Annotated in this window: 24 protein-coding genes and 1 pseudogene; 15 read left to right on the top strand and 10 right to left on the bottom strand. The window is 60.8% G+C overall.

The genetic code is table 11. The annotated features are described in order from the left end of the window. Window positions 1-51: 51 nt before the first annotated feature. Window positions 52-1,077, top strand: a complete 1,026-nt coding sequence (locus tag CAF79_RS16290) for a hypothetical protein (protein WP_085698632.1) — start codon at window positions 52-54, stop codon at window positions 1,075-1,077. Between the two features lie 45 nt (window positions 1,078-1,122). Here CAF79_RS16290 and CAF79_RS29450 read toward each other — a convergent pair whose 3' ends face one another. From CAF79_RS29450 to CAF79_RS16280, 3 genes and pseudogenes are all read right to left on the bottom strand, one after another. After that, on the bottom strand, window positions 1,123-1,566 hold the full coding sequence (locus CAF79_RS29450) for a tetratricopeptide repeat protein (protein ID WP_256579277.1): 444 nt from the start codon (window positions 1,564-1,566) through the stop codon (window positions 1,123-1,125). After that, a complete protein-coding gene (locus CAF79_RS29445; RefSeq protein ID WP_256579276.1) occupies window positions 1,563-2,099 on the bottom strand; it encodes a tetratricopeptide repeat protein in 537 nt (178 codons plus the stop codon). The genes CAF79_RS29450 and CAF79_RS29445 overlap by 4 nt, the downstream gene beginning before the upstream one ends. Before the next feature lie 52 nt (window positions 2,100-2,151). After that, window positions 2,152-2,603: pseudogene (locus tag CAF79_RS16280) on the bottom strand (VanW family protein); the annotation flags it as partial. A 258-nt stretch (window positions 2,604-2,861) separates the two neighbouring features. Here CAF79_RS16280 and CAF79_RS16275 point away from each other — a divergent pair. Continuing rightward, window positions 2,862-3,683: a glycosyltransferase family 2 protein gene (locus CAF79_RS16275; protein WP_085698631.1), complete on the top strand. Its 822-nt coding sequence runs from the start codon at window positions 2,862-2,864 to the stop codon at window positions 3,681-3,683. A gap of 326 nt (window positions 3,684-4,009) precedes the next feature. On the opposite strand, the gene CAF79_RS16270 is transcribed toward CAF79_RS16275, so the two are convergent. From CAF79_RS16270 to CAF79_RS16240, 7 genes are all read right to left on the bottom strand, one after another. After that, window positions 4,010-4,588, bottom strand: a complete 579-nt coding sequence (locus tag CAF79_RS16270; RefSeq protein ID WP_085698630.1) for a hypothetical protein — start codon at window positions 4,586-4,588, stop codon at window positions 4,010-4,012. A gap of 83 nt (window positions 4,589-4,671) precedes the next feature. Further along, window positions 4,672-4,851, bottom strand: a complete 180-nt coding sequence (locus tag CAF79_RS16265; RefSeq protein ID WP_085698629.1) for a hypothetical protein — start codon at window positions 4,849-4,851, stop codon at window positions 4,672-4,674. Window positions 4,852-4,862: 11 nt separating this feature from the next. After that, the gene (locus CAF79_RS16260) at window positions 4,863-5,105 is read right to left on the bottom strand and encodes a hypothetical protein (protein WP_085698628.1); all 243 of its coding nucleotides are present in this window, start codon (window positions 5,103-5,105) and stop codon (window positions 4,863-4,865) included. Between the two features lie 87 nt (window positions 5,106-5,192). After that, window positions 5,193-6,272 (bottom strand): lipocalin-like domain-containing protein, encoded by a 1,080-nt coding sequence (locus CAF79_RS16255; RefSeq protein WP_085698627.1) that lies wholly within the window; start codon window positions 6,270-6,272, stop codon window positions 5,193-5,195. Beyond that, window positions 6,262-8,733, bottom strand: a complete 2,472-nt coding sequence (locus tag CAF79_RS16250) for an FtsX-like permease family protein (protein ID WP_085698626.1) — start codon at window positions 8,731-8,733, stop codon at window positions 6,262-6,264. Before CAF79_RS16250 ends, CAF79_RS16255 begins: the two co-directional genes overlap by 11 nt. Then, the gene (locus tag CAF79_RS16245; protein ID WP_085698625.1) at window positions 8,730-9,383 is read right to left on the bottom strand and encodes an ABC transporter ATP-binding protein; all 654 of its coding nucleotides are present in this window, start codon (window positions 9,381-9,383) and stop codon (window positions 8,730-8,732) included. The genes CAF79_RS16250 and CAF79_RS16245 overlap by 4 nt, the downstream gene beginning before the upstream one ends. Window positions 9,384-9,556: 173 nt before the next feature. Next, entirely contained in the window at window positions 9,557-11,254 is a 1,698-nt protein-coding gene (locus CAF79_RS16240; protein ID WP_085698624.1) for a sulfatase-like hydrolase/transferase, read from the bottom strand. A 390-nt stretch (window positions 11,255-11,644) separates the two neighbouring features. Between CAF79_RS16240 and CAF79_RS16235 the strand changes: the two genes are divergently transcribed. From CAF79_RS16235 to CAF79_RS16175, 13 genes are read left to right on the top strand one after another with little or no spacing between them, the layout of a single operon-like run. Beyond that, on the top strand, window positions 11,645-12,997 hold the full coding sequence (locus CAF79_RS16235; RefSeq protein ID WP_085698623.1) for a UDP-glucose/GDP-mannose dehydrogenase family protein: 1,353 nt from the start codon (window positions 11,645-11,647) through the stop codon (window positions 12,995-12,997). Next, window positions 12,994-14,031: an NAD-dependent epimerase gene (locus tag CAF79_RS16230; protein ID WP_085698622.1), complete on the top strand. Its 1,038-nt coding sequence runs from the start codon at window positions 12,994-12,996 to the stop codon at window positions 14,029-14,031. Before CAF79_RS16235 ends, CAF79_RS16230 begins: the two co-directional genes overlap by 4 nt. Window positions 14,032-14,049: 18 nt before the next feature. Then, on the top strand, window positions 14,050-14,796 hold the full coding sequence (locus tag CAF79_RS16225; RefSeq protein WP_085698621.1) for a sugar transferase: 747 nt from the start codon (window positions 14,050-14,052) through the stop codon (window positions 14,794-14,796). Then, window positions 14,796-15,443 carry a CpsD/CapB family tyrosine-protein kinase gene (locus CAF79_RS16220; protein ID WP_085698620.1) on the top strand — a complete coding sequence of 216 codons (648 nt, stop codon included), beginning with the start codon at window positions 14,796-14,798 and terminating at the stop codon, window positions 15,441-15,443. Before CAF79_RS16225 ends, CAF79_RS16220 begins: the two co-directional genes overlap by 1 nt. Window positions 15,444-15,464: 21 nt before the next feature. Next, a complete protein-coding gene (locus CAF79_RS16215) occupies window positions 15,465-16,490 on the top strand; it encodes a polysaccharide biosynthesis/export family protein (RefSeq protein ID WP_085698619.1) in 1,026 nt (341 codons plus the stop codon). 17 nt (window positions 16,491-16,507) lie between these two features. After that, on the top strand, window positions 16,508-18,100 hold the full coding sequence (locus CAF79_RS16210) for a Wzz/FepE/Etk N-terminal domain-containing protein (protein WP_085698618.1): 1,593 nt from the start codon (window positions 16,508-16,510) through the stop codon (window positions 18,098-18,100). Continuing rightward, complete coding sequence (locus CAF79_RS16205) at window positions 18,097-19,188, top strand: glycosyltransferase family 4 protein (RefSeq protein WP_085698617.1); 1,092 nt, start codon at window positions 18,097-18,099, stop codon at window positions 19,186-19,188. The genes CAF79_RS16210 and CAF79_RS16205 overlap by 4 nt, the downstream gene beginning before the upstream one ends. After that, on the top strand, window positions 19,185-20,555 hold the full coding sequence (locus CAF79_RS16200; protein ID WP_085698616.1) for an O-antigen ligase: 1,371 nt from the start codon (window positions 19,185-19,187) through the stop codon (window positions 20,553-20,555). The genes CAF79_RS16205 and CAF79_RS16200 overlap by 4 nt, the downstream gene beginning before the upstream one ends. Next, window positions 20,552-21,520, top strand: a complete 969-nt coding sequence (locus CAF79_RS16195) for a glycosyltransferase (RefSeq protein ID WP_085698615.1) — start codon at window positions 20,552-20,554, stop codon at window positions 21,518-21,520. The genes CAF79_RS16200 and CAF79_RS16195 overlap by 4 nt, the downstream gene beginning before the upstream one ends. Next, window positions 21,513-22,649 carry a glycosyltransferase gene (locus CAF79_RS16190; protein ID WP_085698614.1) on the top strand — a complete coding sequence of 379 codons (1,137 nt, stop codon included), beginning with the start codon at window positions 21,513-21,515 and terminating at the stop codon, window positions 22,647-22,649. The genes CAF79_RS16195 and CAF79_RS16190 overlap by 8 nt, the downstream gene beginning before the upstream one ends. Window positions 22,650-22,662: 13 nt before the next feature. Next, window positions 22,663-23,664 (top strand): polysaccharide deacetylase family protein, encoded by a 1,002-nt coding sequence (locus CAF79_RS16185; protein ID WP_085698613.1) that lies wholly within the window; start codon window positions 22,663-22,665, stop codon window positions 23,662-23,664. Further along, window positions 23,661-24,980, top strand: coding sequence for a lipopolysaccharide biosynthesis protein (locus CAF79_RS16180; RefSeq protein ID WP_085698612.1), 1,320 nt, complete (start codon window positions 23,661-23,663; stop codon window positions 24,978-24,980). The genes CAF79_RS16185 and CAF79_RS16180 overlap by 4 nt, the downstream gene beginning before the upstream one ends. Continuing rightward, on the top strand, window positions 24,977-26,896 hold the full coding sequence (locus CAF79_RS16175; RefSeq protein ID WP_085698611.1) for a hypothetical protein: 1,920 nt from the start codon (window positions 24,977-24,979) through the stop codon (window positions 26,894-26,896). The genes CAF79_RS16180 and CAF79_RS16175 overlap by 4 nt, the downstream gene beginning before the upstream one ends. Window positions 26,897-26,936: the final 40 nt, after the last annotated feature.

Raw genomic sequence — 26,936 nt, 5'->3', positions numbered from 1 at the left:
CAGAAAAATTAAACATCGAATCCGTATTTAGCCACCACAAAGGACTGTCTTTTGATACATCCAACACGCCTCCTAACCCTATTTCTCGCACTGTTTTTTTCAGTTAACGCAACTGCCCTGTCTCTACGCTCAGAGCACCGTTCCGACGGTACAGTTGCTTTATTACTGACAAATGATCCCTCTTCGCCAAGTCTGTCGAAACTCAACGATGATCCGGCGATCCGTTCCGCATTGGTTGATTTCCTCGGCTATGCAACAGGCAGCTATACAAACGACAACACAATGATCGTGCAACAGGTTCTCGAATCACTGGATTCAGAACTTTCATCTTTTGACGAAGGAGTTCCTGCCGGAAAATCCATGATCACGGCGATGAACGACGGGAACAACGGCCTCGAACGGGCTGCATTGCTGCTGGATGAAAAGGGTCAGCTGGTTGCGGTTGGACTGGTAAACGGACACTGCACAGTAAAATCCCGAGAAGAAGCGTTGACCTGCAATGATCTACCGAACACGGTGTTGACTATTTTCCAGCCCAAAGGCTCGAAAAAAGATGATGCCGCTTCTCTTGTAACCTGGAGCAAACAGTTACCGCCCATGCTGGCCATCCGCGCCGAAAGTGATGACCCGGAAACACGGGCCAGTGCGCAGAAAATTGCGACTGTCGAATATGTTTCTACAGATCCGGAAAAAGGGGCGTGGACCACCTCTCAACTTCCCGCCGACTTCCCCAAACCCATGCTCTCGATGCTTCCACAACGGGCTCACTTGATCGGAGCCGGAGCACATGGCGAATTCACGACACCCGGCATGGAGGGCACGCCCATGGAGGGTGACAGGGATGAGATGGCTGGCCGGCCTCAACATGAGTTCGAAGTGATCCTGCGTACCTATACCGACTACGCAAGCGTACTGGACTTTTACAAGCAGCAAGCCAAAGACGCCGAGATCAGCGGCAATGACAAAAAAGCACTGGTCGAAGGTTTTATCGGTGGTGGGACCTACAAAGTAGAAATACGCAACAAGGAAAAAGAAGGCACCGTGATAACACTCTCAGCCTGGAAACAAGAAGTCTGATGGCTAACAAGGGGCGACCTCTGTCGCCCCTTGTCGCTTACAACTTCAAAGGCTGTTTAACGCCTCCTCTGCCCCTGGAGCCGAACGTTCAACTGCCTTGAGCATCCAGAATTTCGCCTTGGCTTTGCTCTTGGTCAAACCACCTCTGCCCTGTGCGTACATGTTTCCCAACGCCAATTGGGCTTTGCCATATCCGGCATCGGCCGCCTTGCGATAGAGACTGGCAGCTTCACGTTCATTGCGCTTCGTTCCACGGCCCTGTTCGAGCATCCGAGCCATTTCATACTGGGCGTATTCATTTCCCTGAGCCGCAGACTTGCCAAACCAACCGAAGGCACTGGCTTCATCCTTTTCGACACCACGCCCCTCAGCCAGGACCTCTGCAATATAAAACTGCCCGGATGCATTTCCTGTCTCGGCAAACTTGCGGAACCATTTGGCCGCCGCTTCATTATCCTGTGGAACGCCATCTCCTTCCTGATAGATCATCGCCAATAGCATGTAGGCATTGGGATAACCGCCCCCTCGGCGGACTGGCGGTAGAAGGCCAGAGCCTTGTCCATATCCTTGAGATTTTTTATCGAGCGACCACCACGATGGTAAATCTGCGCCAGTTGGAATTGCGCTTTCGCATTGCCCTGCTCTGCTGCTTTCAGATTCCAGTAAACCCCAGCGTCTTCACCTTCTACGCTCCAGTCTGAACTCAGTTCCTGGGCAAGTTCGGTTTGTGCCTCAGCATTACCTTGTTCTGCGGGTTTGCGAAACCACTCCTCAGGCATACCAGGTGAAAATTGTTCCACCACCCCGCAAAGGTCCTCCTGAATGGCTTTGCCAAATTCCAGTTGTGCTTGCAGGTCGCCCTTTACCGCGTCCTCATGCAAGCGCTCCGAGTTAGGCGAACAAACCCCGCCCTTCATCGCCTCGAACAATGCTCGCGGCGGCTGTGCCCATGTGTTGCCAGCGCTGAACAGAATAAAAATTGCCACGCTGGCAGGGATAAACGTCTTGAAACTACGGTTCATTGAAACGTCCTTGTGAATCGATCAAAGTAAAATCAACTACAAACCAACAGATCTACGTCACCTCAAAAGCCTCCTCTTCAACCTCATAATTAGCCACAACCCGACTCCCATTCAATTTCTCCCGCTTCACCAACGCCCCACCTGCCCCTTCTCCCTCACCTCCCGCCAAATCTCATTCTCCCGATACACCCGCTCCCGATCACACAACAACTCCCCCTCCAACTGCGTCTCCCCGACCGTCAACTTCAGCTGAAAGCTGCGATCCGTCGGGTTGTGCAGCACCAGGTCGATGTAGTTGTAGAAGATCGCCGCGCCGGAGCCGAATGGCAGGACGCGGCCGTCTTCCAGGACCGGGTCGAAGCTGTGGTTGGCGCGTTCGATGACGATCAAGGGTGAGTGAATGGCCATCCAGTGGATGTGGTTGCTGAGTTGGCAGATGCCGCCGCCGATGCGGGCTTAGCCGAATGAGAGTTCCATGCCTTCGACGTAGCCTGGGTGTAGAGAGAAAGTGGTTTCTTCCCTGGCGAACGGCGCGAGCCGTTGTCTTCCTTGAGCTTGTAATGGCGGCGCATCTTACCGTGGAACCGCGCTTGATCGCCAAGCGCCTCGCCTGCGTCGCAAGCCGTAACAAGTCACCCGGACCGGGCGCTCGAAAATTAAGTTTGAACTAAGGTTGCGTCCCTACCATCCGGGCCACAAAGCAACGGTTCTGTGTGCTGATTGCTGTCAGCAGAACCCTTCACCTTGAAGTGAGCCCGGACCATGAGTGCGATCGATTCCACCTCAAAACAACTGCCCGCCTTCAGCCTTGTATTGGTCAATTACAAGACGCCGGAAATAACCCGGATGTGCCTGGAGTTTCTCCAGCAATACGTCAAGGAGCATCAAATTCCGGTGTGGGTGGTGGACAATGATTCCGCCGATGAAAGCCTGGTCTACTTGCGGTCTCTGGACTGGATCAACTTGATCGAGCGCCCTTCCCCCGGCAAGGAAGCGGGGCATATTGCTCATGGCAAGGCACTTGATCTGGCACTTGCAAAAGTTGAAACCGATTACCTGTTTTTGCTGCATACCGATACTTTCGTTTTTGACAGCACTGTCTTTTCGATGATGATGAATGAATGTATGCAATCTTTGGATACAGCAGCGGTCGGTTGCGTCGAGCAATTAGATCGCGGCGTCCTTAGAGACACCTGGCGCTTGTCTTCGCGTTACTTCAAACACTATTTCCGCCGGGCAAAACAGCACTTGGGGTTGCCCTCCCGAGATCCGAAACCCTACCGGGAAACTCACCTGAAAAGCTTCTGCACCTTGTGGAATGCACGGTTGATCAAAGCTCACGGGCTGCATTTTTCGATGGACGACCGGGTCCCGGGATACACGCTGCAGGATCGTTTAAGCACCCTTGGCTACGGCATCAAATGCCTCTCGCCGCGCACCATCTTCCGCTACCTGGATCACATTCAGGCCGGCACCGTTGCCGCAATTGGTGGATACGGCACACAGCACCGCCGCACCACCATGTATCAGGAAACGCTCAAGCGCCTTCAGTTACAACGAGGCATGCGACCTGCCAAATCGTAAGGCAATTAAAAAGGGCGACTTTAAAGTCGCCCTTTTTGCATCTGAATTCTTTGGCCTCTACTCCGAGGAGGTGTTCGCCCAGTGTGATGGCCTGGCAATCCATGCACCGGTAAAGAGCCCTGACACTGGGCGAACGGGAGGGATTTTAATGGAAGTTGGCGGATATGTCGTGCTAATTGAAGATGAATTTTATGTACTGAAAAGTTAAAGAATATTGCTCATCGATATTTCCCGACAAACTTTCTGAATTCACTGCCTCGAACACTTCATATGACTGCTCTCATACAATTACTTGTACAAGAACAGTCACGCTGTAGAGTCAATACTCAACTTTCATGCTGACTGGTCACTTTTAATACATCGGTGTAAGTGACGATGACGCTCTGCCCCACTTTCAGGTTTTTCAGTTTGGCCTGAATCTCAGGCTTTTCGACGTTGAGGGTTTTGGACTGGCCCGACGGGTTTTCCAGAGTGACCCGGTTTGTCGCCAAATCAATTTTGGTGATTTTCAATTGCACCTGAATCTGGCGGAAGGCCTCGCCACCGGGATTGCTGCTGCCCACAGCGTTGCGCAGTTCACCTGTGCGCTCAGTGGAGCCAGGCAGACCTTTATCCACATCGGTGTCCAGGAAAGCGGCGATCGAATGTTGAACCTCGATCTTGACCAGATCACCCACCTTCAGATTTCCCAGGTTTTTCGCCTTGTCGCTGAGCTGAATGTGCACCTGGCGACCTTCTTCGCCTTCAAGGACAACCTGATGATTGGCCGCATCAACTGCCAGCACCCTGGTGGTGACCTGATCCTTCTCGACAGCCGCCGACAACGGAATATCGGCAGCGAACGCCGTGGAAGCAGAAAAAACAGTGGCAAGTGCAATGGCGTGCGTCAGTGCTTGGAGCTTCATAAGCGGTACGTTCCCTGTGATGGATGGCAGCCCCCATCGCCAACGTATTCAGCGATTGGAGTGCCACTGAGCATAGACGCGCATCAGGGTTTGTTCCGCGATCGCTGCGCGGTGTCCTGCGCCGTGGACTCGCCACTGGCGGTGCCTTTCCCGGAACGCTGCCGCTGTTTGGGATCGGTGGGACGCAGTGCATCATTGTCGCGTTCGGTTTCACCCGGCGGACGAGGTTCGTCGGGGTGCTCGTTATCAGGGACAGAATTCATGCCAGGCCTCCTCAGGCTTCGGGGTCATCGAGTTCCCGCGCAACGTTCACGGCGGGCGAGTCCTTGTGCAGTTCATCGGCCTTGGCTTTGAGCAGCTGCCACTGCTCAAGATCGATCGCACCCTGCCCCAACAGATCGTCAGCGATGCGCTGCAAATCAAAGTAATGGGCATCGGGGGATTGTTGCCAGTACGTCTGATCGTCAAACATTTGCTGCCAGGTCGTCAGGTCTGGCGGTTTCAGTTCCTCGCTCATGGATCGGATCCTCGGCCATGTTCCTCGGTAGAGGCGGCATTCTGGAGAGAGTTCCAATCGATTTCTTCTCCGGCCCGGAGCGCGGAATCAGTACCCGGTCATCTCCAGATAGCCCTGCCCGCCCCGGTTGCCGCTCAGGCGCACCGGCCCTTCCCAATACGGAATGCGCAGGTTCATCCAGGCATCGGGATTGATTGCATCGAGGGTGATCTGCAGATCTTTTTCCGGAATGCCGATCGACCAGCGAACCGGCATCGAACGTCCGGCTACCTTCGCAGTGTCCTGCGGGGTCAGCTTGATCTGCCCGGCCTGCAGCGTTTCAGTCTGGCCATCGGCAGCAATCCACGTACCGGTGAGATAAGGCGCACCTTCCTTCTGACGCATGCGGTAGAGCATGACGTGTTCGCCGCTGTCCAGATGCAGGGAGAACCAGTCCCACCCGGTCTGGTTGGCGGTCAGCGGCTGGCTGCTCCACTCGCGATCAAGCCAGGCCGGGCCGTTGACGGTGTAGGTCTGACCGTCGATCTGCAGGGTACCGCTGGCCTGGAAAAACGGCTGGCTGTAGTAATACGACGCCTGCCCCTGTTCGGATTTCTGGCTGAAACCCTTGTCACCCTGCAGCACCAGCGGACGGCTGGAAGTCAGGCGCAGTTGGTAGCTGAAGTTTTTATCCCGAGCGCTGAGTTGCAGGTCGGCCAGCGGATCGCTTGCCTGACTGACGAAACGCCAGTCATCGATCCACGCCTCGAACGGCACTGCCTGCACCCCGGCCTGCCCGACGCCGCCACGGGCGTAACGCTCGGCAGCGTGGTGGACGCTGGCTGAGGTCACCGCCGCATGCCCGAGCCAGATCGTCTGGTTGGCCCAGCCCGGCTGCGGCGGCGAGGCGTTCAGAGCGCTGCGAAACAACGTCCACTGCACGCCGAAATCGTTGCCCTGCGCATCCTTGAGATTGGCCGTCACATACCACCATTCGATACGGAAACCGTCATGGGCGCCGTGATCCGCCGGAAAGCTGAACACTCGCCCCGGCACCACCGGCGTGAAGGCCTGCGCCTGGGCGCCCATCCCGGCGAAGCCCTTCTGTTCCGGTGCGGGGTTGTCGCAACCACTGAGCAACGACGCCAGAAAAACCGCCAGAAACACCACCGCAAACCTAGTCCTCATGGGCAAACGTCCTCAACAAGTCCGCCGGTTGCGTGCGGTACAGCGAATACAGCGGCCACGCCGAGGCCAGCAACGTCGCCAGCAGCGCCAGCCCCATCAGTTGCAGCAACTGCAATGGAAACACCCGCAGCGGCAGACGCCAGCCAAAGGCCTGCACATTGATGACCGCGTCCAGACACCACGCCAGACCGATGCCCAACGGCAAGGCCAGCACCAGCGTCAACAGCGCCAGCAGCCACGTTTGCCCAAGGTTGAGCAGCATCAACTGGCGTCGCGTCACGCCCAGGGCCCACAACGGCGCGAGCTGGCCGAGGCGGCTTTGGCTCTGGGTCAGCAGGCTGATGAACAGCGCCACACCGGCGACGGCCAGCGTCAGGCTATTCAAGGCGGCGGTCGCGGCAAAGGTGCGTTCGAAGACTTGCACCGACCAGCCTTTGAGCCGAGCCTGATCGACGATGCGGCTGTCATCAAGCTGAAAGCGCGCCTGCAAGGCACTGAGCAGCGCCGGGATATTCGGCGGGTCGATGCGCAGGTTGAAACGGTTCGGCGTCAGTTGCGGCCAGCCGCGCAAAAGATGATTGCTGTTGACCAGCACATGGCCCTTGGGGTTGCCGTAGTCGGCGTAGATGCCGACGATGCGTGGCGACCACGACCCGCCCGGCGTGGGAATCGTCAGGTGATCGCCCGGCCTCACTTTCAAGCGACGCGCCAGTTGTTCGCTGAGCATCACTGCATCGTCCTTGGCCAGCGCCGCCCACGGGTCATCGCCCCGCGCTTCGAGCAACGGCCAGTGCTGACGATAGTGCGGATGATCGATGATCCCGAAGACGTCCGCCGGCCAGCCTTGCAGCGTCACAGAGACCTGCCAGTTGGGCATGATCGCGGTGACGCTCGATTGCTGTTTGAGCCAGGTGTACAGCTCCCGCGCCTGAGCCGGGTTGCTCGGGTTCAGATAAAGCTCGGCGGTGAGCCGTTGTTCGAGCCAATCGTCGAAGGTCTGGCGGAAACCGGCGGTCATGCTGCCGGCGCCGATGTTCGCCGCCATTGCCAGCAGCAGCGCCATCAACGCCAGACTCAGCGCCGGCAATTGCTGGCGGCAATCGGCGAGAAACCACTGCCCGAGCACCGAGCGACTGCGCCCGAGCAACCCGTTGAGCAACGCACTGAGCAACACTGGCAGCGCCAGCGCGGCGCCGAGCAACAATCCCGCCATCAACACAAAACCGCTGGCGAGACTGTTGCCCCACACCAGCGCGGCCAACGCAATCGCCGCACATACGCCGGCCACCCAGCCCTGACGTCGCAACCAGCGCGCATGTTGTTGATGCCAGGCCTGCGGATCCGCCACCGCCAGCAACGGCAGACGCGCCGCCCGCAGCAAACTGTTGGCCCCGGCCAGCAACGCGCCGAGCAGGCTCAAACCGATGCCGCTGAACCACCACCATGGACTCAGACGCAACTGCCCCGCCACTTCCGCGCCGTAGAGACCGCGCAGGCTGGCCGCGACGTCCGGCAACAGCACGCTCGCCAGCCAGTAACCGCTGACCACGCCGAACAACCCGCCGATCAACGCCAACGCGCCGAGCTCGACGATCAGGCAAGCGATCAGCATCCGCGCGCTGACACCGCAGGCTCTCAAGGTGCGCAGCAATCCCCGGCGCTGTTCCAGCGCCAGACCGATAGCCGCGTGAACAATGAACAAACCGACAATGAACGAGAGAAACCCGAGGGCATCGAGGTTGAGGTGGAAGCTCTCGGTCAGTCGCGCCAGATTGTTTTCCTCGCCGCTGCTCTTGAGCTGTAACTGGCTGTTGAACGCGGCCGGCACCTCGGCGTGAAAATCCTTCGGCAGCAGCAGACGTGACAGCTGATCGGGTTGTTCGAGCACGCGCTGAGCGACGCCGATGTCCACCAACAGCACGCCGGGGGCCATGTCGGTTTGCGCTCGCAGCGGCGGCAACGTCTGCCCGGATTCGGTGGTTGGCGTCGCGCCGTCGGCGAGGTTCAGCGCCCGCAAGGTTTCGGGAGAAATCCAGGTGCTGCCCGGCGGGCTGAAGAACTCGACAATCCGCTCGATCGGCATCGCCTGCCCGGCCACCGCGCTGTCACCGGGCAAGGACACGGGCTCGATGCCCATCAATTGCAGACGCTGGTTTTCGTGATTCTTGAGCGTCAAGCGACCTTGCAGCACCGGCGACACCGGCCAGCCCTGACGCCGAAGGTCAACGAACCATTGTTGCGGGAAGGTCGCGCCGTTCGGCGTGCTGAGGCTGGCCTGGGGTTCGCCGCCGATCAACTGGCTGGCCCGGGCGTAACTGTCCCGCGCCTGACTGTTGAGCGCTTCGACTCCGGTCAACAGGCTGGTGGCCAACCACAACCCGGTCAGCACGCTGAAAAACTGCACCGGATGGCGCCGCCAGTGACTGAGCAGCGCCGTCAGCGCGTGGCGGAAAACCTTCACGTCAATCGACCGCTGGACAACACCACCCGCTCCGCCAGCCGCGCTGCCACGCGCTGACTGTGGGTGACCATCAGCAGCGTGGTCGGTGTGTCGTCGAGTAATTCCAGCAACAGCCGCAGCACTTCATCGCTGGTGTTTTCGTCGAGGCTGCCGGTGGGCTCGTCGGCCAGTAGCAGTTTCGGTTGTGCGGCCAGTGCCCGACCGAGCGCGACCCGCTGTTGCTGGCCACCGGAGAGTTGTTCGGGATAGCGCTTGAGCAATTCGCCCAGCCCCAGGCGTTGCACCAGATGATGCTGCCAGCGCGGGTCATGCCGACCGGCGAGCCGCGCCTGGAACGCCAGGTTGTCCTCGATCCGCAGACTGCCGATCAGGTTGAACTGCTGGAACACCAGACCGATTTCGGTGCGCCGCCAGTTGGCCAGTTGCGCCTCGTTCATCCGGTCCAGACGGTGCTCGCCGCTGCTGATGCTGCCGCTGTCGACCTTGTCGAGCCCGGCGATCAGGTGCAGCAGCGTGCTCTTGCCGCTGCCCGACTCGCCCATCAGCGCCAGGCTGCTGCCAGGCTTGAGCGTCAGGTCGATGCCTTGCAGCACCGGCAACGGGCCTTGCGGGGTGAGGTAGCTTTTGAAGACGTTTTGAACCTGGAGCATGCCGCCATCCGATCGATCCGTGTCGGCCAAGGATAGCGGATACAAGGAATGGATCTGAACTCTGCTTTGTCTGATCCGCCCTCATCGCGAGCAAGCTCGCTTCCACAGGAAACTGCATTCCAAATGTGGGAGCGAGCTTGCTCGCGATGAGGCCAGCCTGGACAACCCATAAATCACTGACCCACCGCCACACTCGTCGGCGCCTCACCCGGCGTCACGATGCTGCTCAGGTCGATGTGTTTCCACTCGGGTTTGGCCCCCAGCCGCGCGTTGAAGCGGTAGTTGAAGGTGAATTCATCCGCCGTCGCCACGCTCAGCGGTTTGCCGTACACCGCTTCGATTCCCGGCAGGTCGTAGCCCATCAACTGCAGCAGGGTCGGGAAGATGTTGTAGTGACTGGAACGGTCCTTGTTCGCCGCCAGTTGCGCCGACCAGTCGAGCGTCTGTAACTGATCGCCCTGGATCACCACCAGTGGCACCAGCCCTTCTTCTTCCACCGGATCGCCGCCGCAGTGGGTGTTGAGTCCCGAATTCCCACGCTCGTGCAAATCCTGGCCGTGGTCGGAGGTGTAGATCAGCAGCGCGTTGTGCAGATTGGCCTGGGCAAATACCCGCGAGAAGAACTCGCCGACATTCCACAGCACGGTGTTCTTGTAGGCGTTGCGATACAGCACCCAGTCATCCGGCTGGCCGTTGAAACCGGTGCGTTCGCCGGTATCGGCGACTTCCGTGAACTGCCCGCGAGGCAAGGTCGGGCGGTAGGCCATAAAGGCGTCGGGGTATTTGTCGTGCACCGGGAAATGCGCGCCGACCTTGTTGATCAGCACCAGCTCCGGCTTGTCGTCGTTAAGCAGTTCGATCAGCTTGGCCGCGGCGGCCATGTCGCGGTCGCGCACGCTGGTCTGGTCAAATTGCACGAATTCGTCGATGTCCTTTTTCTCGGCGTCGTTCATCAGATTCTGCAGGTTGCCGCCGGTGCGCTGCGCGTCGATGTAGACCGTGCGCATACCGGCCTTTTTGGCGTACTGCCAGATTGACGGCAGTGTGCTGTTGATGCGCATGTAGTCGGCGCGGGTGCCGCCGTAGCGCAAGGTGATGTTGGTGTCTGCGCTGCAATTGGCGATGGACGCCGCGTAACCGTAATTAAAGATTTCGACGCCCGGACGGGCCTGCTTGAGGTTGCTGTGCACACCGAACGGCGCATTGATGTCCAGGTAATTGCCGGAAATGCTTTCGTCGATGATCAGCACGATGTCATGACCGACCGCCGGGCCATTGCGTGCCAGGGTCACCGGCTCACGCGGGCCGACGGTGTTGTGCAGCGCTTCGTAGCCGAACAGGTTCAGATAGGCCAGCGGCGTATACATGATCGGCAATCCGCGCGCGCCCTCGCCGGCCCGCACGAACAACACGGCGCTGAGCAGCAACACACCGCACACCGGCGCAGCGATCCGCAGGGCATTGGGTACCGCAATCGCGTGCCGTGGCTTGAGGCCGATCCCGAACAACAGCAACAACCCGTTGAGCAGCCCGTGGATGATCGCCCCCCGGTACTGATACGCCGCTTCCTGGATGAAGCCGCCGGAGTACACCAGCGAAACGAAACTGCTGTAGGTCAGGTAATCGGCGGTCACCCTTGTATACACATCGAAGAACACCGCCGAAACAAACATTGTTAATGCGAACAAATGCCGAATGAAAGTCTGACGTATATAGGCCGTTAGTAATAACGCAAACGTCAGCGTCAAAAACATCGCGCCAAAAAGAATTACTGCCAACCCCATACCCATCGCATTTAAGCGGTCAAGGTAATATTCGAAATAAAGCAGCAGATAAATAATTAAAAGCAGTTCTTTCAGATATCGAAACATGGCAATTCCGGGCGTTTCCGACGAAGCATTGTCAAGGGATTGTCGGTCAAAATCTGACACTAGCACCGGGCCATCAAAGCGCAAGAAATGTCGGACATAATCAAAAAGCGTCAAAAAACTGTTGACTCAAATCTGACACACCCAAGTCGTTAAAACCCTTGAATTTCGCGGCCTACGACCGTTTATCGTTTTCTTCGAATTGTGAAAAACATGTCAAGGACGGGACAAATCCATCTACAGCAAGCACTTGATGGCCATTCGCCCCCAAAATTGGGGGTGTTATACACCTGCAACATGTCATTTTGCTGACACGCTTTTCCCACGCTGCGCTATACCCCTTTTGACAGTTCAATTTCGATCTTCCATCACCGTCTTACGAGGCACGCCAATATGGACGTGAGCGTATTTGGTACGGGCTATGTTGGCCTGATACAAGCAGCCGCACTTGCCGATGTCGGACATCGCGTATTGTGCGTCGATATTGACCCGAACAAAATTAAACAACTGCAACAGGCAGTACCGCCTATTAGCGAACCGGGTCTCTCGGCAACTTTGGAAGAAAACATCAAGGCCGGGCGTTTGTTATTCAGCACCCAGGCCAGCGATGCGGTAGAACATGCCGGACTGATCTTCATCGCCGTGGGCACGCCAGCCGACGAAGACGGTTCCGCCGACCTCAGCCACGTGCTCAACGTGGCACGGCAGATCGCAAGCTTCATGGAGGACGATCGCACGCTGATCATCAAATCCACGGTGCCGGTCGGCACGGCGGATCAGGTGCTGCACACCGCTGAAGAAGAACTGCAACGGCGCGGCAAAAGCGCTCTGGCGGTGCGAGTGGTGTCCAACCCCGAATTTCTCAAGGAAGGCAGCGCCCTCGCCGACTGCATGCGTCCGGACCGGATCATTGTCGGCACCCGCGACGACCTGGCCCGCGAGCAAATGAGCGAGCTGTACGCGCCGTTCTGCCGTAACCACGAAAAACTGATGTTCATGGACAACCGCAGCGCCGAGCTGACCAAGTACGCGGCCAACGCGATGCTCGCCACCCGCATCAGCTTCATGAACGAGCTGGCCAACCTCACCGAACTGCTCGGCGCCGATATCGAAGCGGTGCGCAAGGGCATCGGTTCCGACCCGCGCATCGGCTATCACTTCATCTACCCCGGCTGCGGTTTTGGCGGTTCGTGCTTTCCCAAGGACCTGCGCGCCCTGCTTCACACCGCCGAACACAACGGCATGCCGCTCAAACTGCTGCGCAGCGTCACCGACGTCAACGACAGCCAGCGGCACATACTGTTCAGCAAGCTCAAGGCGCAATTCCCTCAAGGCCTGGCCGGCAAGTCAATCGCGATCTGGGGTTTGGCGTTCAAGCCGAACACCGATGACATGCGCGAAGCCCCCAGCCGTTATCTGATGGATGCGCTGTGGGCCGAAGGCGCCAGCGTGCAGGCCTACGATCCGGAAGCAATGTCCGAATGCCGGCGCATTTACGGTTACCGCAATGACCTGCACCTGTGCGCCACCCGCGACGACACCCTGGAAGACGCCGACGCACTGGTGATCTGCACCGAGTGGAAGAATTTCCGCGTGGTGGATTTCGAGCTGCTGGCCAGCAAGCTGCGCTCGAAAGTCATCATCGATGGGCGCAACCTCTACAACCCGGAACAAGTCGCAGCCGCCGGCCTGCACTACAGCGGCATCGGTCTGCGCCACATCGCGCCTGACGGGTTGCGGCCATGAAAATCCTCGTCACCGGTGCGGCCGGGTTCATTGGTGCTCATTGCGTGCTGCGGCTGGTGCGCGACGGGCATCAGGTGATCGGCCTGGACAACTTCAACGGCTACTACGATCCGCAGCTCAAGCACGATCGGGTGGATTGGGTGCGCGAGCAGATCGGCGACTTTCAGCTCGCCATGATCGATCTGGCGGACGCGTCGGCTCTGCAAGCGTTGTTCGCAAGCGAACGGCCGCAAGTCGTGGTCCACCTCGCGGCGCAGGCCGGGGTGCGTTATTCGCTGGAAAATCCACGGGCCTATCTGGACAGCAACCTCGACGGTTTCCTGAACATCCTGGAGTGCTGCCGCCGGCACCCGGTCGAGCACCTGATCTACGCCTCGTCCAGTTCGGTATACGGCGCCAATCAGCACACGCCTTACTCGGTACAGGACGGCGTCAATCACCCGCTGTCGCTGTACGCCGCGACCAAGAAAGCCAATGAATTGATGGCCCACAGTTACAGCCATCTGTTCGGCATCGCCTGCACCGGGCTGCGGTTTTTCACGGTGTACGGGCCCTGGGGCCGGCCGGACATGTCGCCGATCCAGTTCGCCAGGGCAATCAGTGAAGGCTCGCCGCTGAAGCTGTTCAACTACGGCGAGCATCAGCGTGATTTCACCTACATCGACGACATCATCGAAAGCATCGCACGCCTGATCGAGCGCGCGCCCCGGGCCAATCCCGAGTGGAACCGCGAACAGCCCGACCCGGCCAGCAGCATGGCCCCGTGGCGCCTGTTCAACATCGGCGGCCAGCACCCGGTCGAGCTGAAGACCTACCTCGCACTGCTGGAAAAGCACCTCGGCCAGAAAGCCGTGGTCGAGCTGCTGCCGCTGCAACCGGGCGACGTGCTCAACACCTGCGCCGAGGCCGGCGATCTGGCCCAGGCCACCGGGTTTCAGCCCCGGATCGAGCTGGATGAGGGACTGGGGCGGTTCATCGCCTGGTTCCGCGATTACTACCCCACTGCCTATCGCCCACGCGCCGCACGCGGCTGACCATCAGCGGAGGACTCCATGACTGGACATGAAAAAGGTGTACCGATCCAACATCTGGTGCGTGACAAACGCATGGATCCGGAACAGCGAATGCGCCTCGACGCGGCGATCCATCGTCAGGGCCAGGGCTGGGTGACCGGTCGCGAAGGTGGCCGGCCGTGGCAACTGTCGCGCACCAACCGGGTGGTGGCCTGCCTCGGCGCACTGATGATTCTGCTGCTGATTTCGCCGCTGCTGATCGGTCTGGCGCTGGCCATCAAGTTCACCAGCAAAGGCCCGGTGATGTTCGTGCAGAAACGCACCGGCTACCGCGGCCGCAAGTTCGGCATGTACAAGTTCCGGACCATGGTCGCCAACGCCGAAGAGCTCAAGGAGTCGCTGCGCCATCTGAACAAGCACGGTGCCGACGCCATCGATTTCAAGATCGACAAGGACCCGCGCATCACCGGGATCGGCGGTTTCCTGCGGCGTACCAGCCTCGATGAATTGCCCAACCTGATCAATGTAGTGACCGGCGACATGCGCCTGGTCGGCCCTCGCCCGACCTCGTTCAACGCCTACCGCTACAAGGACAGTCACCTCGCTCGTCTGGCGATCTACCCCGGCATGACCGGCCTGTGGCAGATCTCCGGACGCAGCAACATCGACTTCGACCAGCGCGTTGAGTTGGACCTCAGCTATATCGCCGAGCAGAGCCTTTTGCTTGATCTGAAGATTCTGTTGAAAACCCCCTTCAAAGTATTCAGCGGCCACGGAGCAAGCTAATGGACGGTTCAACCAACAAAAGCCTGAGCATTGCCAGCCCCAGCGAGTCGAACCTGACTTCGACCGTGCTGGACCTGGATCTGCGGATCCTGTTCCTGACCGCCGCCAACCCCGGCGCCGGCACCACCACCAGCGCGCTGGCACTGGCCAGTCAACTGGCGCAAATGAGCAGCGGCCAGGTGCTGTACGTCGACGCCAGCCAGTCGGCGAGCAACCTGACCCAGCAACTGAACCTGAGCAAGGAGCGCGGCCTGCGCGACCTGCTGTTCAATCCGGACAATCCGCCGCTGTTGCAGGACTGCGTGGTGCAGGTGTCGAGCCTGCCGTTCCACGTGCTGCCCAACGGCCGGCCGATCCGCACCATGGAACACCTGACCGCCGAGCGCCTGAGCCCGTTGCTCGATCAACTGGGCAGCCAGTACCGCTTTGTGGTGATCGACGGCGACGCGGTGTATTCGGCTGCCGACACGCTGGTCATCAGCACCCAGGTCGACGGCGTGGTGTTCGTGGTACGGGCCGAAGACACCCGCTGGGAAGTCGCGCAAGCGGCGGTGCAGCGGTTGACCCAGGCCGGGGCGAAAGTGGTCGGCAGCGTGTTCAACCGGCGCAAGTACTACATGCCCAAATGGCTTTACAAAAACCTGTAAGCAACCGCGAGGGATGACGCCATGAACGCCAAGATACTAGTTCTGCTGATGCTGCCGCTTGCAGGTTGCTCAAGCACTTCCGAAACCCAGAACATGCCGGTGAATATTCTCACCGCCACCCCGGCCAACGCCCAGGCGACCGACATGCCCAAGGTCGAACAGACCCTGCGCCCGCAAGACGTCCTGGACGTGATCTTCCACATCAGCACCAGCGGCTCGGACGCCTACCGCGTGCAGTCGGGTGACCAGATCGGCCTGAACTTCACCGCCGCCAGTCAGCTCAACGGCAACCAGTTGGTGCTGCCGGACGGCACCATCGAACTGCCGGGCGCCAACACTTCGGTGAAAATCGCCGGGCTGACCAGCGACGAAGCGCGCCAGGAAATCCAGCGCGCCTACCAACGCAAACAGCTGTTCCAACCCAACCGCAATCAGTTGACGGTGCAGATCATCAGCCCGCTGACCAACGAGCAGAATCTGAAAAACGCCCTCAACCACCCGGCCACCGGCATGAGCCGCGAGATCACCGTCGGCACCGACGGCTACGCGAGCTTCCCGGAAATCGGCGCGGTGCCGCTGCAAGGCATGACCGTCAACCAGCTCGAAACCTTCCTCAACAAGAAGTACGCGCAACTGCCGGGCCGGATGACCGTGGACGTGCTGCTCAAGTCCACCGCCGGCAACGAGATCTACGTGCTGGGCGAAGTCGGTCAGCCGGGCTCCTACCCGATCCGCCGGCCAGTGTCGGTGCTTGAGGCGCTGACCCTGGCGCGCGGCACCAACGTCAAGGCGCGGCTCGATTCGGTGGTGATCATGCGGCGCAACGGCAATCAGGTGCAGGCCGTGCGTTATGACGTCGAGAAAGCGTTGTCGGGCGAGGCGCCGCAAATCGCCTACCTGCAACCGGACGACATGCTGTACGTGCCGAAAACCAAACTGGCCAGCGCCGGCGAACTCGCCCGGCAACTGGCCGACGTGGTGCTGTTCCAGGGCGTGGGCTTCAGCTTCGGCTACCGCGTCGACAACAAAGACAGCAACAACAACTGACTCTCAGGTGACCGACCATGAATCCAAAGGAAAACTACCTGCATGAGTTCTTCAGGATCTTCTTCGCCAACAAGCAACTGGTGAAGCGCGTCTTCCTGATCTTTGCAGTGATCGCCCTGGTGCTGCCGCTGCTGCTCAAACAGAGCTTCGATATCACCGCCCAGGTGATCGTGCAGTCAAAAAAACTCTCCCAGGGCGACGCCACCACGTCGCTGACGGTGGACAACGCCACCTTCATCCCGCCGTCGCTGGCGGACATGGAAACCGAGAGCAATATCCTGCGCTCGCCGGCGCTGATCCGTCAGACCATCAGCGAGCTGCGCGACAAGGGCGAATACACCCCGTCGCCGGGCCTGTTCAGCAAATTGGTGGGCGAACCGTTCAAGCGCTACATCAGCTCGCCGCTGCGCCAGTACGTGATCAACCCGGTGCGCAACACCCTCGGGCTTGAAACCGATCCGGTGCGCGACACCGCGCTCGATGCGCTGACCCAGCAAGCCATCGACAGCCTGAAAATCGAGACCCTGCCCGGCTCCAACGTGATCTCGATCGTCTACAGCTTCCCCGATCCGCATCAGGGCACGAACTTCGTTTCTGCCCTGCTGCAAAACTATCTGGTGAGCCGTCAGGCGCTGCAATCGATCGATCTGCCGCAGTCCTTCTACGAGACCAAGAAGCATCTGTATCAGGTGCGTCTCGATGGTCTAGAGGGCAATCGCCAGGCGCTGCTGGAAAGTGTCGGCGCGTCGGATCCGAAGGAGGAAATCACCTTCCGCCTCAACGCGATCAACACCGAGGAGCAGGCGCTGAACCTATACCGCGACCGCCTGCTGCAGAGCCAGCGCTGGCTCGAGTACCTGAAGACCGCGCTGGCCGCCGCCAGCAACAGCAAACTCAACGACTACACCTTCCCCTACACCTTCACCACCACCGTCGACAACGTGGCGTTCGAGGACCGGGAAATCAAACAGATGGGCGAGCAACTGACCACCCAGGTCAGCCGCTACATGAACGATCTGGCGGTGTTCCAGCCCGGCAGCGAACCGATGCTGCTGACCCGCGAACAGATTGCCCGCACCCGTCAGCAGTTCCTCAAAGTGGTGAGTAACCGCATCCAGGAACGCACCAATGATCTGGCGGTGGTCCAGCAGGTGATCGATCAGAAAACCGCGCGCATCGCCGACTTCAAGGCGCGTATCCATGAGTTGCAGCAGACCCAGAGCAAGCTGCGGCAGATGGACACTGAAATCGATGCCCTGCACGCCGCGTTCTCGACCTACGCCCAGCGCTTTGCCGAAAGCAGCACCACCCGCTCGCTGAGCGACGACTTGTCCAACGCCCGGGTGTTGAGCCCACCGTTCGAGCCGACCGAAGCAGCGTTTCCCAAACCGATGCTGATCATTCCGTTCGGTTTGTTCACCGGCCTGTTGCTGGCGATTGCACTGGTCTACGTGCGTGAGTTCTTCGACCACCGCTTCAAACACCCGGCGCAAATCAGCCACGAACTGGGCCTGCCGGTGCTGCTGGTGATCAACGACCAGAACGCGCAGCCGAGTAATCCGCACAAGAACTGGACCGTGCCAAGCTTCGTGCACTGGGTGCGCAATTGAACACGCCCGCCACCCCGAACGCCGCCCTGCCGATCGTGCATTTGCTCAGCAGCGGCGGGTTCTACGGGGCCGAGCGGATGTTGCTCGATCATTGCCTGGCGACGCCGGGGCAGCACCAGGTGCTGTTCCTCGATGCGCCGCCGGAACTGATCGCGCGCTTTCGCGAAGCCGGCGTCGATGCACAAGGCTGCGCAGGGCTCGCTGCCCTGCTGCGGCACTTGCGTCAGCGGCGCGGTGAACGTCCGTTGATCAACACTCACAATTTCAAAGGCCTGTTGTTCGGCTGGGTCGGCGCCACGCTGTTGCGCCTGCCACTGGTGATCACCCAACACGGCTTCACCCCGCGCAGCCGCAAGCAAAAGTTCTACACCTGGCTGAGCCTGCAACTGTGCCGCACGGCGTCGGTGGATCGGGTGGTGTGCGTCGCCGAAAGCATCGCGCAGTTGCACCGTCAGGCCAGCGTGCGCGCGGAGAAGTTGCAGGTGATTCCCAACGGTCTGCCGGCAGCCGCCGCGCTGCTTTCCGAAGCGCCCCGGCAACGCTGGCTCGCCGGTTACGTCGGGCGTCTGAGCAGTGAAAAAGGCCCGGATCTGTTTCTCGACGCGCTGATTCCGCTGTCTCACCAACACCCGCAACTCGATGCGGTGATGCTCGGCGACGGCCCGGAACGCGAAGGCTTGCAGGCGCGAATCGACGCCGCCGGGTTGCAACAGCGCATCCGCTTGCCGGGTTATCAGACCGACATGCGGCATTGGTGGCAGCAACTCGATGCGCTGGTCATCAGCTCGCGCACCGAAGGCACGCCGATGATTCTGCTGGAAGCGATGCAGGCCGGGGTGCCGGTGGTGGCATTCGGCGTCGGCGGAATTCCCGACGTGCTGGAGAACCGCCACAACGGTTTGCTCGCTGCCCCGACCGATAGCGCCGCCCTCGCCCGCCAGCTCGACACGTTGCTGTCCGAGCCAGGCCTGGCACGGCAACTGCGCGACAACGCAAAACGCACGCAACAGGACCGCTACGACCTCAAGGCCCTGGCCGAACGCTGGTCGCAGCTGTACATCCGCACGGCACGGGAGGCACGCGCATGATTTTCCCGCTCTCGATCGTCAGTCTGCTGGGCCTGGTCTGCATCGCTCTGCTGGCCAGCCCCTGGCCCTATCTCGCGCCGGGCGCCGTGCTCGGCCTGGTGGGGTTCGCGGTGTTGTACCGCAAACCGACCTGGGGCCTGCTCGGCATTGCCGCCCTGGTACCGTTCGAGGGTTTCTTCAAGGACAGCTCACTGTCCGGCAGCAAACTGATCGGCGCTTCGCTGGCGGTGATCCTGATGCTGCAACTGGCGATGCACCAGATTCCCTCGGATCGTCTGCGCAGCAATATCTGGCGCTTTCTGATCGCCTTCATGACCCTGTACTTTCTGAGCCTGCTCGACACCGATGACATGGGCATGTCGCTCGGCCACCTGCGGGAAATCAGCGTCGGCCTGATCCTGTTTGTCATCACCCTGCTGATCGGCCGCGAGCTGAATCTTGACCTGTTCGCCCGGCTGGTGACCCTGGCCGTCAGCATGACCTGCGCCATGGCCATGTTCTCCACCAAATTCCAGGATCAGGGCCGCGCCGCCGGTCTGCTCGAAGACCCCAACGCCTTCGCCCTGCTGATCGCGTTTGCCATTCCATTGGGGCTGCTGCTGGTGATCCGCAGCCCGAACTTGCTGCATCGGCTGTTCTGGGGCGGTTGCTGCCTGCTGCTGCTCGGCGGCATGACCAAGACCGAATCGCGCTCCGGGCTGGTGGTGCTGGCCTTGAGTCTGGTGATCGGTTGCTGGCACTACCGCGCACAACTGACGCGCATTCGTCCCCGTCACCTGGGCTTTGCCATGCTCGGCGCGGCGATCGTGATTCCGCTGGCGATCTATGCGATGCCTGCCGGTTACATCGCGCGCATCCAGTCGCTCAGCGTATTGAGCGCCGGGGCCAAGGGCCACAACGACGAATCCCTCGGCCGCCGCGCCTCTTATATCGTGGTCGGCAGCCAGATGATTCGCGAGAACCCGCTGCTCGGTTCCGGCCCAGGCACCTTTCCGCTGCACTACGCCACCACCGGCTACGCCAAGGCATTTTCCGCCAACCGCAAGATCGGCGACCTGTATCGCCGGGCGCACAACACCTACCTGGAAATCTTCAGTGAACTGGGGGTTCCCGCCGGCCTGATGTTCGTCGGCATGCTCGCGCTGGGCCTGTACAACCTGATGCGGGCACGCAAGGAATGGATGCAGCGGCGCAACTGGCAACAGGCGGATCTGATGACCCACCTCGGAGTGAGTTTCCTGTCGCTGACGCTGTTCCTGATGTTCCTCAGCGCGCCGAACCAGAAATACCTGTGGATCATGCTCGCGCTGACCAGCGTCCTGCGCCTGAAAGCCGAGCAGGCGCCGATGACGGAGGCCAAAGCATGAGCCGGATCAGTATCGTCATCCCGATGTTCAACGAGGCGCGGCACATTGGTCGCACCCTGCTGGCCGCGCAGAAAGCCGCCCACGCCGCCGATGTCGAATGCGAGCTGATCGTGGTCGACAACGGCTCCAGCGACGACGGCCCGCAGATCGCCCGGCAGTTCGGCGCCCAGGTGCTGGTGATGCCGGGACTGCTGATCGGCGCGTTGCGCAATCGCGGCACGGCCATTGCCACCGGGGAATGGCTGGCGTTCATCGACGCCGATATCGAGATGCCGGAAGACTGGCTGCGGCCGTTGTTCGACATCGAAGCCAGCGGCCAGGCCGACGTCTTCGGTCTCGATCTGCACACGCCCGCCGCCGCGCCGTGGTACGCCACCGCGTGGCAGCGCCGTACCTTGCGCCCGACCACGCACACCAGCCATGTCGTCGACTGGCTGCCCAGTGCCAACCTGCTGCTGCGCCGGCGCTGGTTCGACAAGGTCGGCGGTTTCAATGAAAACCTGCGCACCGGCGAAGACAAGGAATTCACCCTGCGCCTGCACGAACACGGCGCGCGGCTGCTGTCGATCAATGAAAACGTCGCGCTGCACTGGGGCTATGAAATGAACTGGCGCGAATGGATGGGCAAGGAACTGTGGCGTCAGGGCAGTCATCTGCAATTGCTCCGTACCCACGGTTTCAGCCTGCGCCTGCTGCGGTTTCCGATGCTGTCGATCCTGGTCTGGATTCTCGATTTTCTGGCGATATCCGCCCTGCTCGACGGTTTCCCCCATCACGCCGCGGTCATGGTGATGCTGACGCTGCTTCCGGGGCTGTTACTCAGCGTGCGCCAGAGCCACCGGCAACATGACCTCGGTTTCACCCTGCAACTGTGGGGCCTGCACTGGATGCGCCTGCACCTGGCGGGCGCCGCGTTCATTCTCAGTCTGTGTCATTGGAACGCCAGGAGGCCTGCCCGTGGCTGAATTCATTTTCTGGATGTGCCTGCTGCTGCCGGTGTACGCCTATGTCGGCTATCCACTGCTGCTGACGCTGCTCGCTCCGCTGTTCCCGGCGTGGCGCCACAGCCCGGCACCGCCGCTGAACATCAGCATCGTCATCGCCGCCCACAACGAGGCGCGGCACATCGAACACAAGCTGCGCTCGCTGCTGTCGCAGGACTATCAGCCCGCCTCCCTGCAAATCATTCTGGCCAGCGACGGATCCACCGACGACACGGTGGCCTGCGCGCACAAAGTCGTCGACCCGCGAATCACCGTGCTCGACCTGCCCCGCCAGGGCAAGGCTGCCACGCTGAATGCCGGTACAGCGCTGGCCACGGGCGACATTCTGGTGTTCACCGACGCCGACAACCAATGGTCGCGGGAAACCCTCGGCTACCTGCTGGCGCCCCTGAGCGATCCGCAAGTCGGCGCTTGCGCCGGGCACATGGTGATCCCGGTTACCGGTGGCGGCTTGAGCGTCGGTGACAGCCTGTACCGGCATTACGAGGGCTGGTTGCGCCGGGTCGAGAATCGCACCGGTTGCATGGTCTCCGCCGACGGCGCCCTGCTCGCCCTGCGCCGCGAACTGTTCGAGAACGTACCGGCGGAGGTCAACGACGATTTCTTCATCAGCACCTGCGCGCCGGTGAAATTCAAACGCATCGTCTACGTGCCCGAAGCGCAAGTGATCGACCACGGCGTTGATGAAGCCGACAAGCAGTTTCGCCGTCGCCAGCGGGTCACCGTCGGTGGCCTGCAAAGCCTGGCGCAACGCAGTGAACTGCTCAATCCGTTCAAGCATGGGCTGTATTCGATTGCGTTGATCAGCCACAAGTTGATCCGCCGCCTGGCGCCGATCCTGTTGCTGCCACTGCTGCTGAGCAATTTATGGCTGTGGGAAGAGCACGGTTTCTATCGCGTCTGCCTGATCGCGCAACTGGTCGGCTACGCCATCGCGATTGCCGGCCTGCTGGATTCGCAACACCGCTTGCCCAAACCGTTTCGCCTTGCGGCATTCCTGCTGGTGACACTGGCGGGCATGAGTATCGGCCTGTGGCAGTTCCTGCGCGGCCAGCGTTACGCCCAGTGGAACCCTGACCAAAACCGTTGAGAGGGACAGCGCCATGGCGATCAAACAACTGATTAAACGCACCAGCGGCTGGCTCTATCTCAAATCGTCCGTGGGACGAAACCAGTTGCACGGCGCCGGCGTGATCCTGATGTTGCACCGGGTGCTGTCCAACGACCGCGCCGCCGACCTGCCGCACCGCAACGAACTGTGCGTCGGGCCCAAGGCCTTCGAACATTTGCTGGTGTGGCTGCGCAGGCATTTCGATTGCGTGCCGCTGATGGAGATCCTGCAGCCCAACGCCTTGCGCACCGAGCGTCCGCAAGTGGCGCTGACCTTCGACGACGGCTGGCGCGACAACGCCGCCAACGCCTTCGCGCTGCTGCAGAAACATCAGGTGCCGGCGAGCATTTTTCTCTCCACCGATTTCATCGGCAGCCGTCAGCGTTTCTGGTGGGAAAGCATCGGCGAAACCCTGTGGGGCAGCCATGGCGAAAAAGCCCGCACGCACCTGATCGAATGCCTGCGATCGATCGGCCAGCCGTTGCCAGTACTGCTGGACGACATCGACGTGGATCGGCGCAGTCTGACTCTGTTGCATTACCTGCAAGGGCTTAAGGCACTTGACCCGATGATGCTCGAACACCTGACCGACCAGTGCCCGCAAGAGTCGCAACCCCAGGCGCTGGACTGGCATCAGGTGCGTTTGATGGAGGCTTCAGGCCTGGTGCGTTTCGGCCCCCACGGCGCCAGTCACGCCATCCTCACCGGCCTTGACGATGTGCGCCTGGGCGAAGAAATCAGTCGCAGCCGCGATGCCCTGCTCAATGGCTGCAACCGGCCATTGCCGGTGTATTGCTACCCCAACGGTGACAACGACGCACGGGTTCGCGAACAGATTGCCAGTCACGATTACCCGTTCGCGCTCGGCACCGGCAGCGGCATTTATCGTGGCAACAGTGATCCGCTGAATCTGCCGCGCTTCGGCGTCAGCCAGCGCACCGCGCGCAATCCGGAACTGCTGTCGTGGCGGATCTATCGCGGGGCGCGGCCATGAGTCGAGGCAATTACCTCAAGCACCTGGCGCTGAGCATGGGCACCAAACTGGCGATGATCGGCCTGCGTCTGCTGAGGAATGTGCTGCTGGCGCGGATCCTCGGCCCCAGCGAACGGGGCCTGTTCGCCCTGCTCAGCACCCTGCCCGATCTGATCAGCGCGGCCACCAGCGGCGGTCTTAATTCGGCGGTCGGTTATCAGGCGGCCAAGCAACGGCCGATGGGGTTGCTGCTGGCTCAGGTGCTGGTGTTCGGTTGCTTGCTCGCGGGTTTGTTGACCTTGCTGGTGGTGGCGCTGGTGCGCGAGTTCGGCAGTGAACTGGACGTGACCATGCAACTCGGTCTGCTGGCGTGGCTGTTGCTGTTGGCGGTGCCGTTGACCGTACTCAAAAGCGGCTTGCTGACCTTGCACAATGCGTCCGGCGGGGTGGTCGCGTTCAATGCCTTGCGCCTGGTGGAATCGTTGGCGCCGCTGCTGCTGTTTCTCGCGCTGTTCTGGATGTGGAAAGAAGCGGCGCTTGAAGCGGCGCTGATCAGTTGGCTGGCCGGCATCAGTCTGGTGGTACTGGTCGGCTGGCTGTGGCTCAAACGCGCGCAGCCGTTGCAGTTGCAATGGGACCGCGCCAGCCAGAACGAACTGCTGCGCTTCAGTGCGCGCAGCCATCCCGATCTGCTGTTCCAGCAGGTGATCCTGCGTTCCGATTACCTGTTCATCGGCGCCCTGCTCGGCAGCACCGCCCTCGGGCATTACGCGATGGCCAGCGCCGCCGCCGAGTTGCTGCTGATCGTCCCGGAAGCGGTGACCACGCCGCTGATGAAACGCCTGCTGCAACAGGACGAAGGCATGGACAAGGTCACCCCGCTGGCCCTGCGCCTGACCGCCACGGTGATGCTCGGCGCCTGCCTGACCATGGCCGTGATCGGCGAATGGCTGATCGTCACCCTGTTCGGCGTCGCCTACCAACCGGCGTATCCGGCGCTGCTGGCGTTGCTGCCGGGGCTGCTGGGCCTGTGCTACGCGAGCATCCTGCGCCTGGACCTGATCGGCAAGAATCGCCCCGGCACGGTGTCGTTGATGATGGGGATCGGCGCGCTGCTCAACCTTGCGCTGAATCTTTTGCTGATTCCGGCCTACGGCATCGTCGGCGCGGCGGCGGCTTCGTCGATTGCCTATCTGGCGGTGACCGTGGCGATGCTGGTGTTGTACTGCCGGTTGAGCGGCGTAGCGTTCTGGCAAACCCTGATCATTCTGCCCAACGACCTCACGCCGATGTGGCTGATGTTGCAGCGTCGCTTTTTACAGCGGAAATCGGCATGAAAGGCCTGGCCCTGCTGCTCGGTCTCGGTCTGTCGCTGGACGCCTTCGCGGCGTCGATGCGCTGGGGCGACATTCGCGACGGCAGCCTGTACCTGCAAGCCGATCGCCCCGATACGGTAACCGTGCGCTGGGCGCCGGCGTGGCAGGCGCAGGCCAACGAAGAGCACATTTACCTGCTCGACGGCCGGGGCCAATTGCAGGGCGACCGCTTCATAAAAGCCAGCGAAACCCGTGGCAGTCAGAGCTGGCCATTGGCGCCGGGCGCCGCGAGTTATCAGCTGGAAATCCCCGGCTACAGCTTCCGCATATACCGGGTCGAACACGACGAAAACACCGTGGCGCTGTTCGCCCCGGCCAAGGTGCATTTCAGTGCGCAAACCCGTAACGGCGATGAACTGTATTTCAAGGTCGCTGCGGGTGAGCATGCGATATTGGCGGGCAAGTTCCACGGCGGTGTCAGCGGCCTGCAGGCGCAGCGAATCGGCGATGGACAACAGCTGTCATTGGCACTCAAACCCTATCGCGCCTATTGGCAGTTTGATCAGGTGGCGTTGCCGGTCAGCGAACGCGAACAGGTCTGGCGCCTGCGTCTGCAAGGCAGTGGCAAAGCGGCGTTCTGGCTCGATGGCACGGCCAATCTGTTTGCACAGACCCCGCAACAGCTCAAACCGCTGCGCGAAGACGACGGCCAGACGCGCCTGACCCTGCACGACAAAGTCCTCGGCCGCACCCCGGATCTGGGCATCGCCCTGCCCTACGTGATGCCGCCGCCGGCCAGTCATCCGCTGCTCGATGCGCTGAAACCGACAGCCGCCAGTTACTACAGTTTTGTCGACGTGACGGCGAAAAATCCGCACTTCGAAGATGCGTTTCGCCAGGTCTATCAGGATCGTTTCGGCATTCGTCAGGACATCACCTTGCTCGCCGGCAGCCAACGTCAGGCCGATCTGCGCGCCGACGTGCAAAGCAACAGCGGCCTCGACGCCTGGCTCGCCGGCACCCGTGCGCTGGGCGGTAAAGGCGCCCACTACATCGGGTTCGCCGACGAGCCCAACCTGAATTATTCGAGTTACGAGCAATACCGTTCGATCTTCACCAGCATGGCCCGGCAAGTGCGCAGCGATCCGGCCAATGCCAAGGCCGGTGTGCGTATTGCGATGCCGGCCAGTTCGCGATTGGTCAACGGGCCGTTCGCTGACAACGCGGCGAACAAGCGTGGCATCGACTGGGCGCGGCGCCTGCTGAGTGAGTCCGCCGATCAGGTCGATGCGCTGGCCTGGCACGAGTGGATGATTCGCGATCTGCTCGCCACCCGCGTCTACCGCGACAGCGTGCGCCGGGCGGCGGATCTGGTCGGCCTCGACGCCAAGGGTCAGCCGCGCAAGGCCTTGTTGCTGGACCAGACCAATCTGTCCAGCGGCTCAAGCCTGAGCCCCTACGATCAGGAAACCCATTTCACCTCGCTGTGGTGGGCCTCGGTGGTGATCAACGCCTCCCAGGACGGTTTGCTGACCATGCTCAACTGGTTCCAGGCCGCCGATGAGCCGCAATACCCCAAAGGCATGTTGCGGGTATTGGGCGATGACCGCTTCGAATTGAAACCGGTGGGCCTGGCCCAGCAGTTCATTCAGCAGCACTGGCTGCACAACGTGCTGTGGCTGGAGAACGACGCGTTCGAAGTCGATGTGCTGGCGATGTCTAGCGACGATCAGCGCGGACTGCTCGGCGTGAACAAAGGCACGCGTTTGCAGCGTGTCGATCTGGCGGGTGCCAAATGCCCGTTGAACAACGGCGCGCTGCGTTATTTCGGCGCCGACAACCGCAGTCGCGACGCACCTTTTCGCTGTCAGGACGGTCGCGTGCGCTTCGAGCTGCCCGGGCAGACCCTGTTTGCCCTGAGCTGGAGCGCCTCATGACCGCCCTGTTGATGTCCGGCCGCGCTGGCCTCTGGCCGCG

It is taken from the genome of Pseudomonas sp. B26(2017), assembly GCF_002113045.1.
Taxonomy (GTDB): Bacteria; Pseudomonadota; Gammaproteobacteria; order Pseudomonadales; family Pseudomonadaceae; genus Aquipseudomonas.
Note: the sequence above shows the minus strand (reverse complement) of the source record. Positions and strands in the feature narration are given on the sequence as shown.

Coding starts and splice junctions, on each gene's coding strand:
- CAF79_RS16215 (WP_085698619.1), top strand. CDS start 15,465: ATGAACGCCAAGATACTAGTTCTGCTGATGCTGCCGCTTGCAGGTTGC.
- CAF79_RS16195 (WP_085698615.1), top strand. CDS start 20,552: ATGAGCCGGATCAGTATCGTCATCCCGATGTTCAACGAGGCGCGGCAC.
- CAF79_RS16245 (WP_085698625.1), bottom strand. CDS start 9,383: ATGCTCCAGGTTCAAAACGTCTTCAAAAGCTACCTCACCCCGCAAGGC.
- CAF79_RS16230 (WP_085698622.1), top strand. CDS start 12,994: ATGAAAATCCTCGTCACCGGTGCGGCCGGGTTCATTGGTGCTCATTGC.
- CAF79_RS16225 (WP_085698621.1), top strand. CDS start 14,050: ATGACTGGACATGAAAAAGGTGTACCGATCCAACATCTGGTGCGTGAC.
- CAF79_RS16210 (WP_085698618.1), top strand. CDS start 16,508: ATGAATCCAAAGGAAAACTACCTGCATGAGTTCTTCAGGATCTTCTTC.
- CAF79_RS16200 (WP_085698616.1), top strand. CDS start 19,185: ATGATTTTCCCGCTCTCGATCGTCAGTCTGCTGGGCCTGGTCTGCATC.
- CAF79_RS16240 (WP_085698624.1), bottom strand. CDS start 11,254: ATGTTTCGATATCTGAAAGAACTGCTTTTAATTATTTATCTGCTGCTT.
- CAF79_RS16260 (WP_085698628.1), bottom strand. CDS start 5,105: ATGAGCGAGGAACTGAAACCGCCAGACCTGACGACCTGGCAGCAAATG.
- CAF79_RS16185 (WP_085698613.1), top strand. CDS start 22,663: ATGGCGATCAAACAACTGATTAAACGCACCAGCGGCTGGCTCTATCTC.
- CAF79_RS16180 (WP_085698612.1), top strand. CDS start 23,661: ATGAGTCGAGGCAATTACCTCAAGCACCTGGCGCTGAGCATGGGCACC.
- CAF79_RS16220 (WP_085698620.1), top strand. CDS start 14,796: ATGGACGGTTCAACCAACAAAAGCCTGAGCATTGCCAGCCCCAGCGAG.
- CAF79_RS16265 (WP_085698629.1), bottom strand. CDS start 4,851: ATGAATTCTGTCCCTGATAACGAGCACCCCGACGAACCTCGTCCGCCG.
- CAF79_RS16275 (WP_085698631.1), top strand. CDS start 2,862: ATGAGTGCGATCGATTCCACCTCAAAACAACTGCCCGCCTTCAGCCTT.
- CAF79_RS16270 (WP_085698630.1), bottom strand. CDS start 4,588: ATGAAGCTCCAAGCACTGACGCACGCCATTGCACTTGCCACTGTTTTT.
- CAF79_RS16255 (WP_085698627.1), bottom strand. CDS start 6,272: ATGAGGACTAGGTTTGCGGTGGTGTTTCTGGCGGTTTTTCTGGCGTCG.
- CAF79_RS29445 (WP_256579276.1), bottom strand. CDS start 2,099: ATGAACCGTAGTTTCAAGACGTTTATCCCTGCCAGCGTGGCAATTTTT.
- CAF79_RS16235 (WP_085698623.1), top strand. CDS start 11,645: ATGGACGTGAGCGTATTTGGTACGGGCTATGTTGGCCTGATACAAGCA.
- CAF79_RS16175 (WP_085698611.1), top strand. CDS start 24,977: ATGAAAGGCCTGGCCCTGCTGCTCGGTCTCGGTCTGTCGCTGGACGCC.
- CAF79_RS29450 (WP_256579277.1), bottom strand. CDS start 1,566: ATGATCTATCAGGAAGGAGATGGCGTTCCACAGGATAATGAAGCGGCG.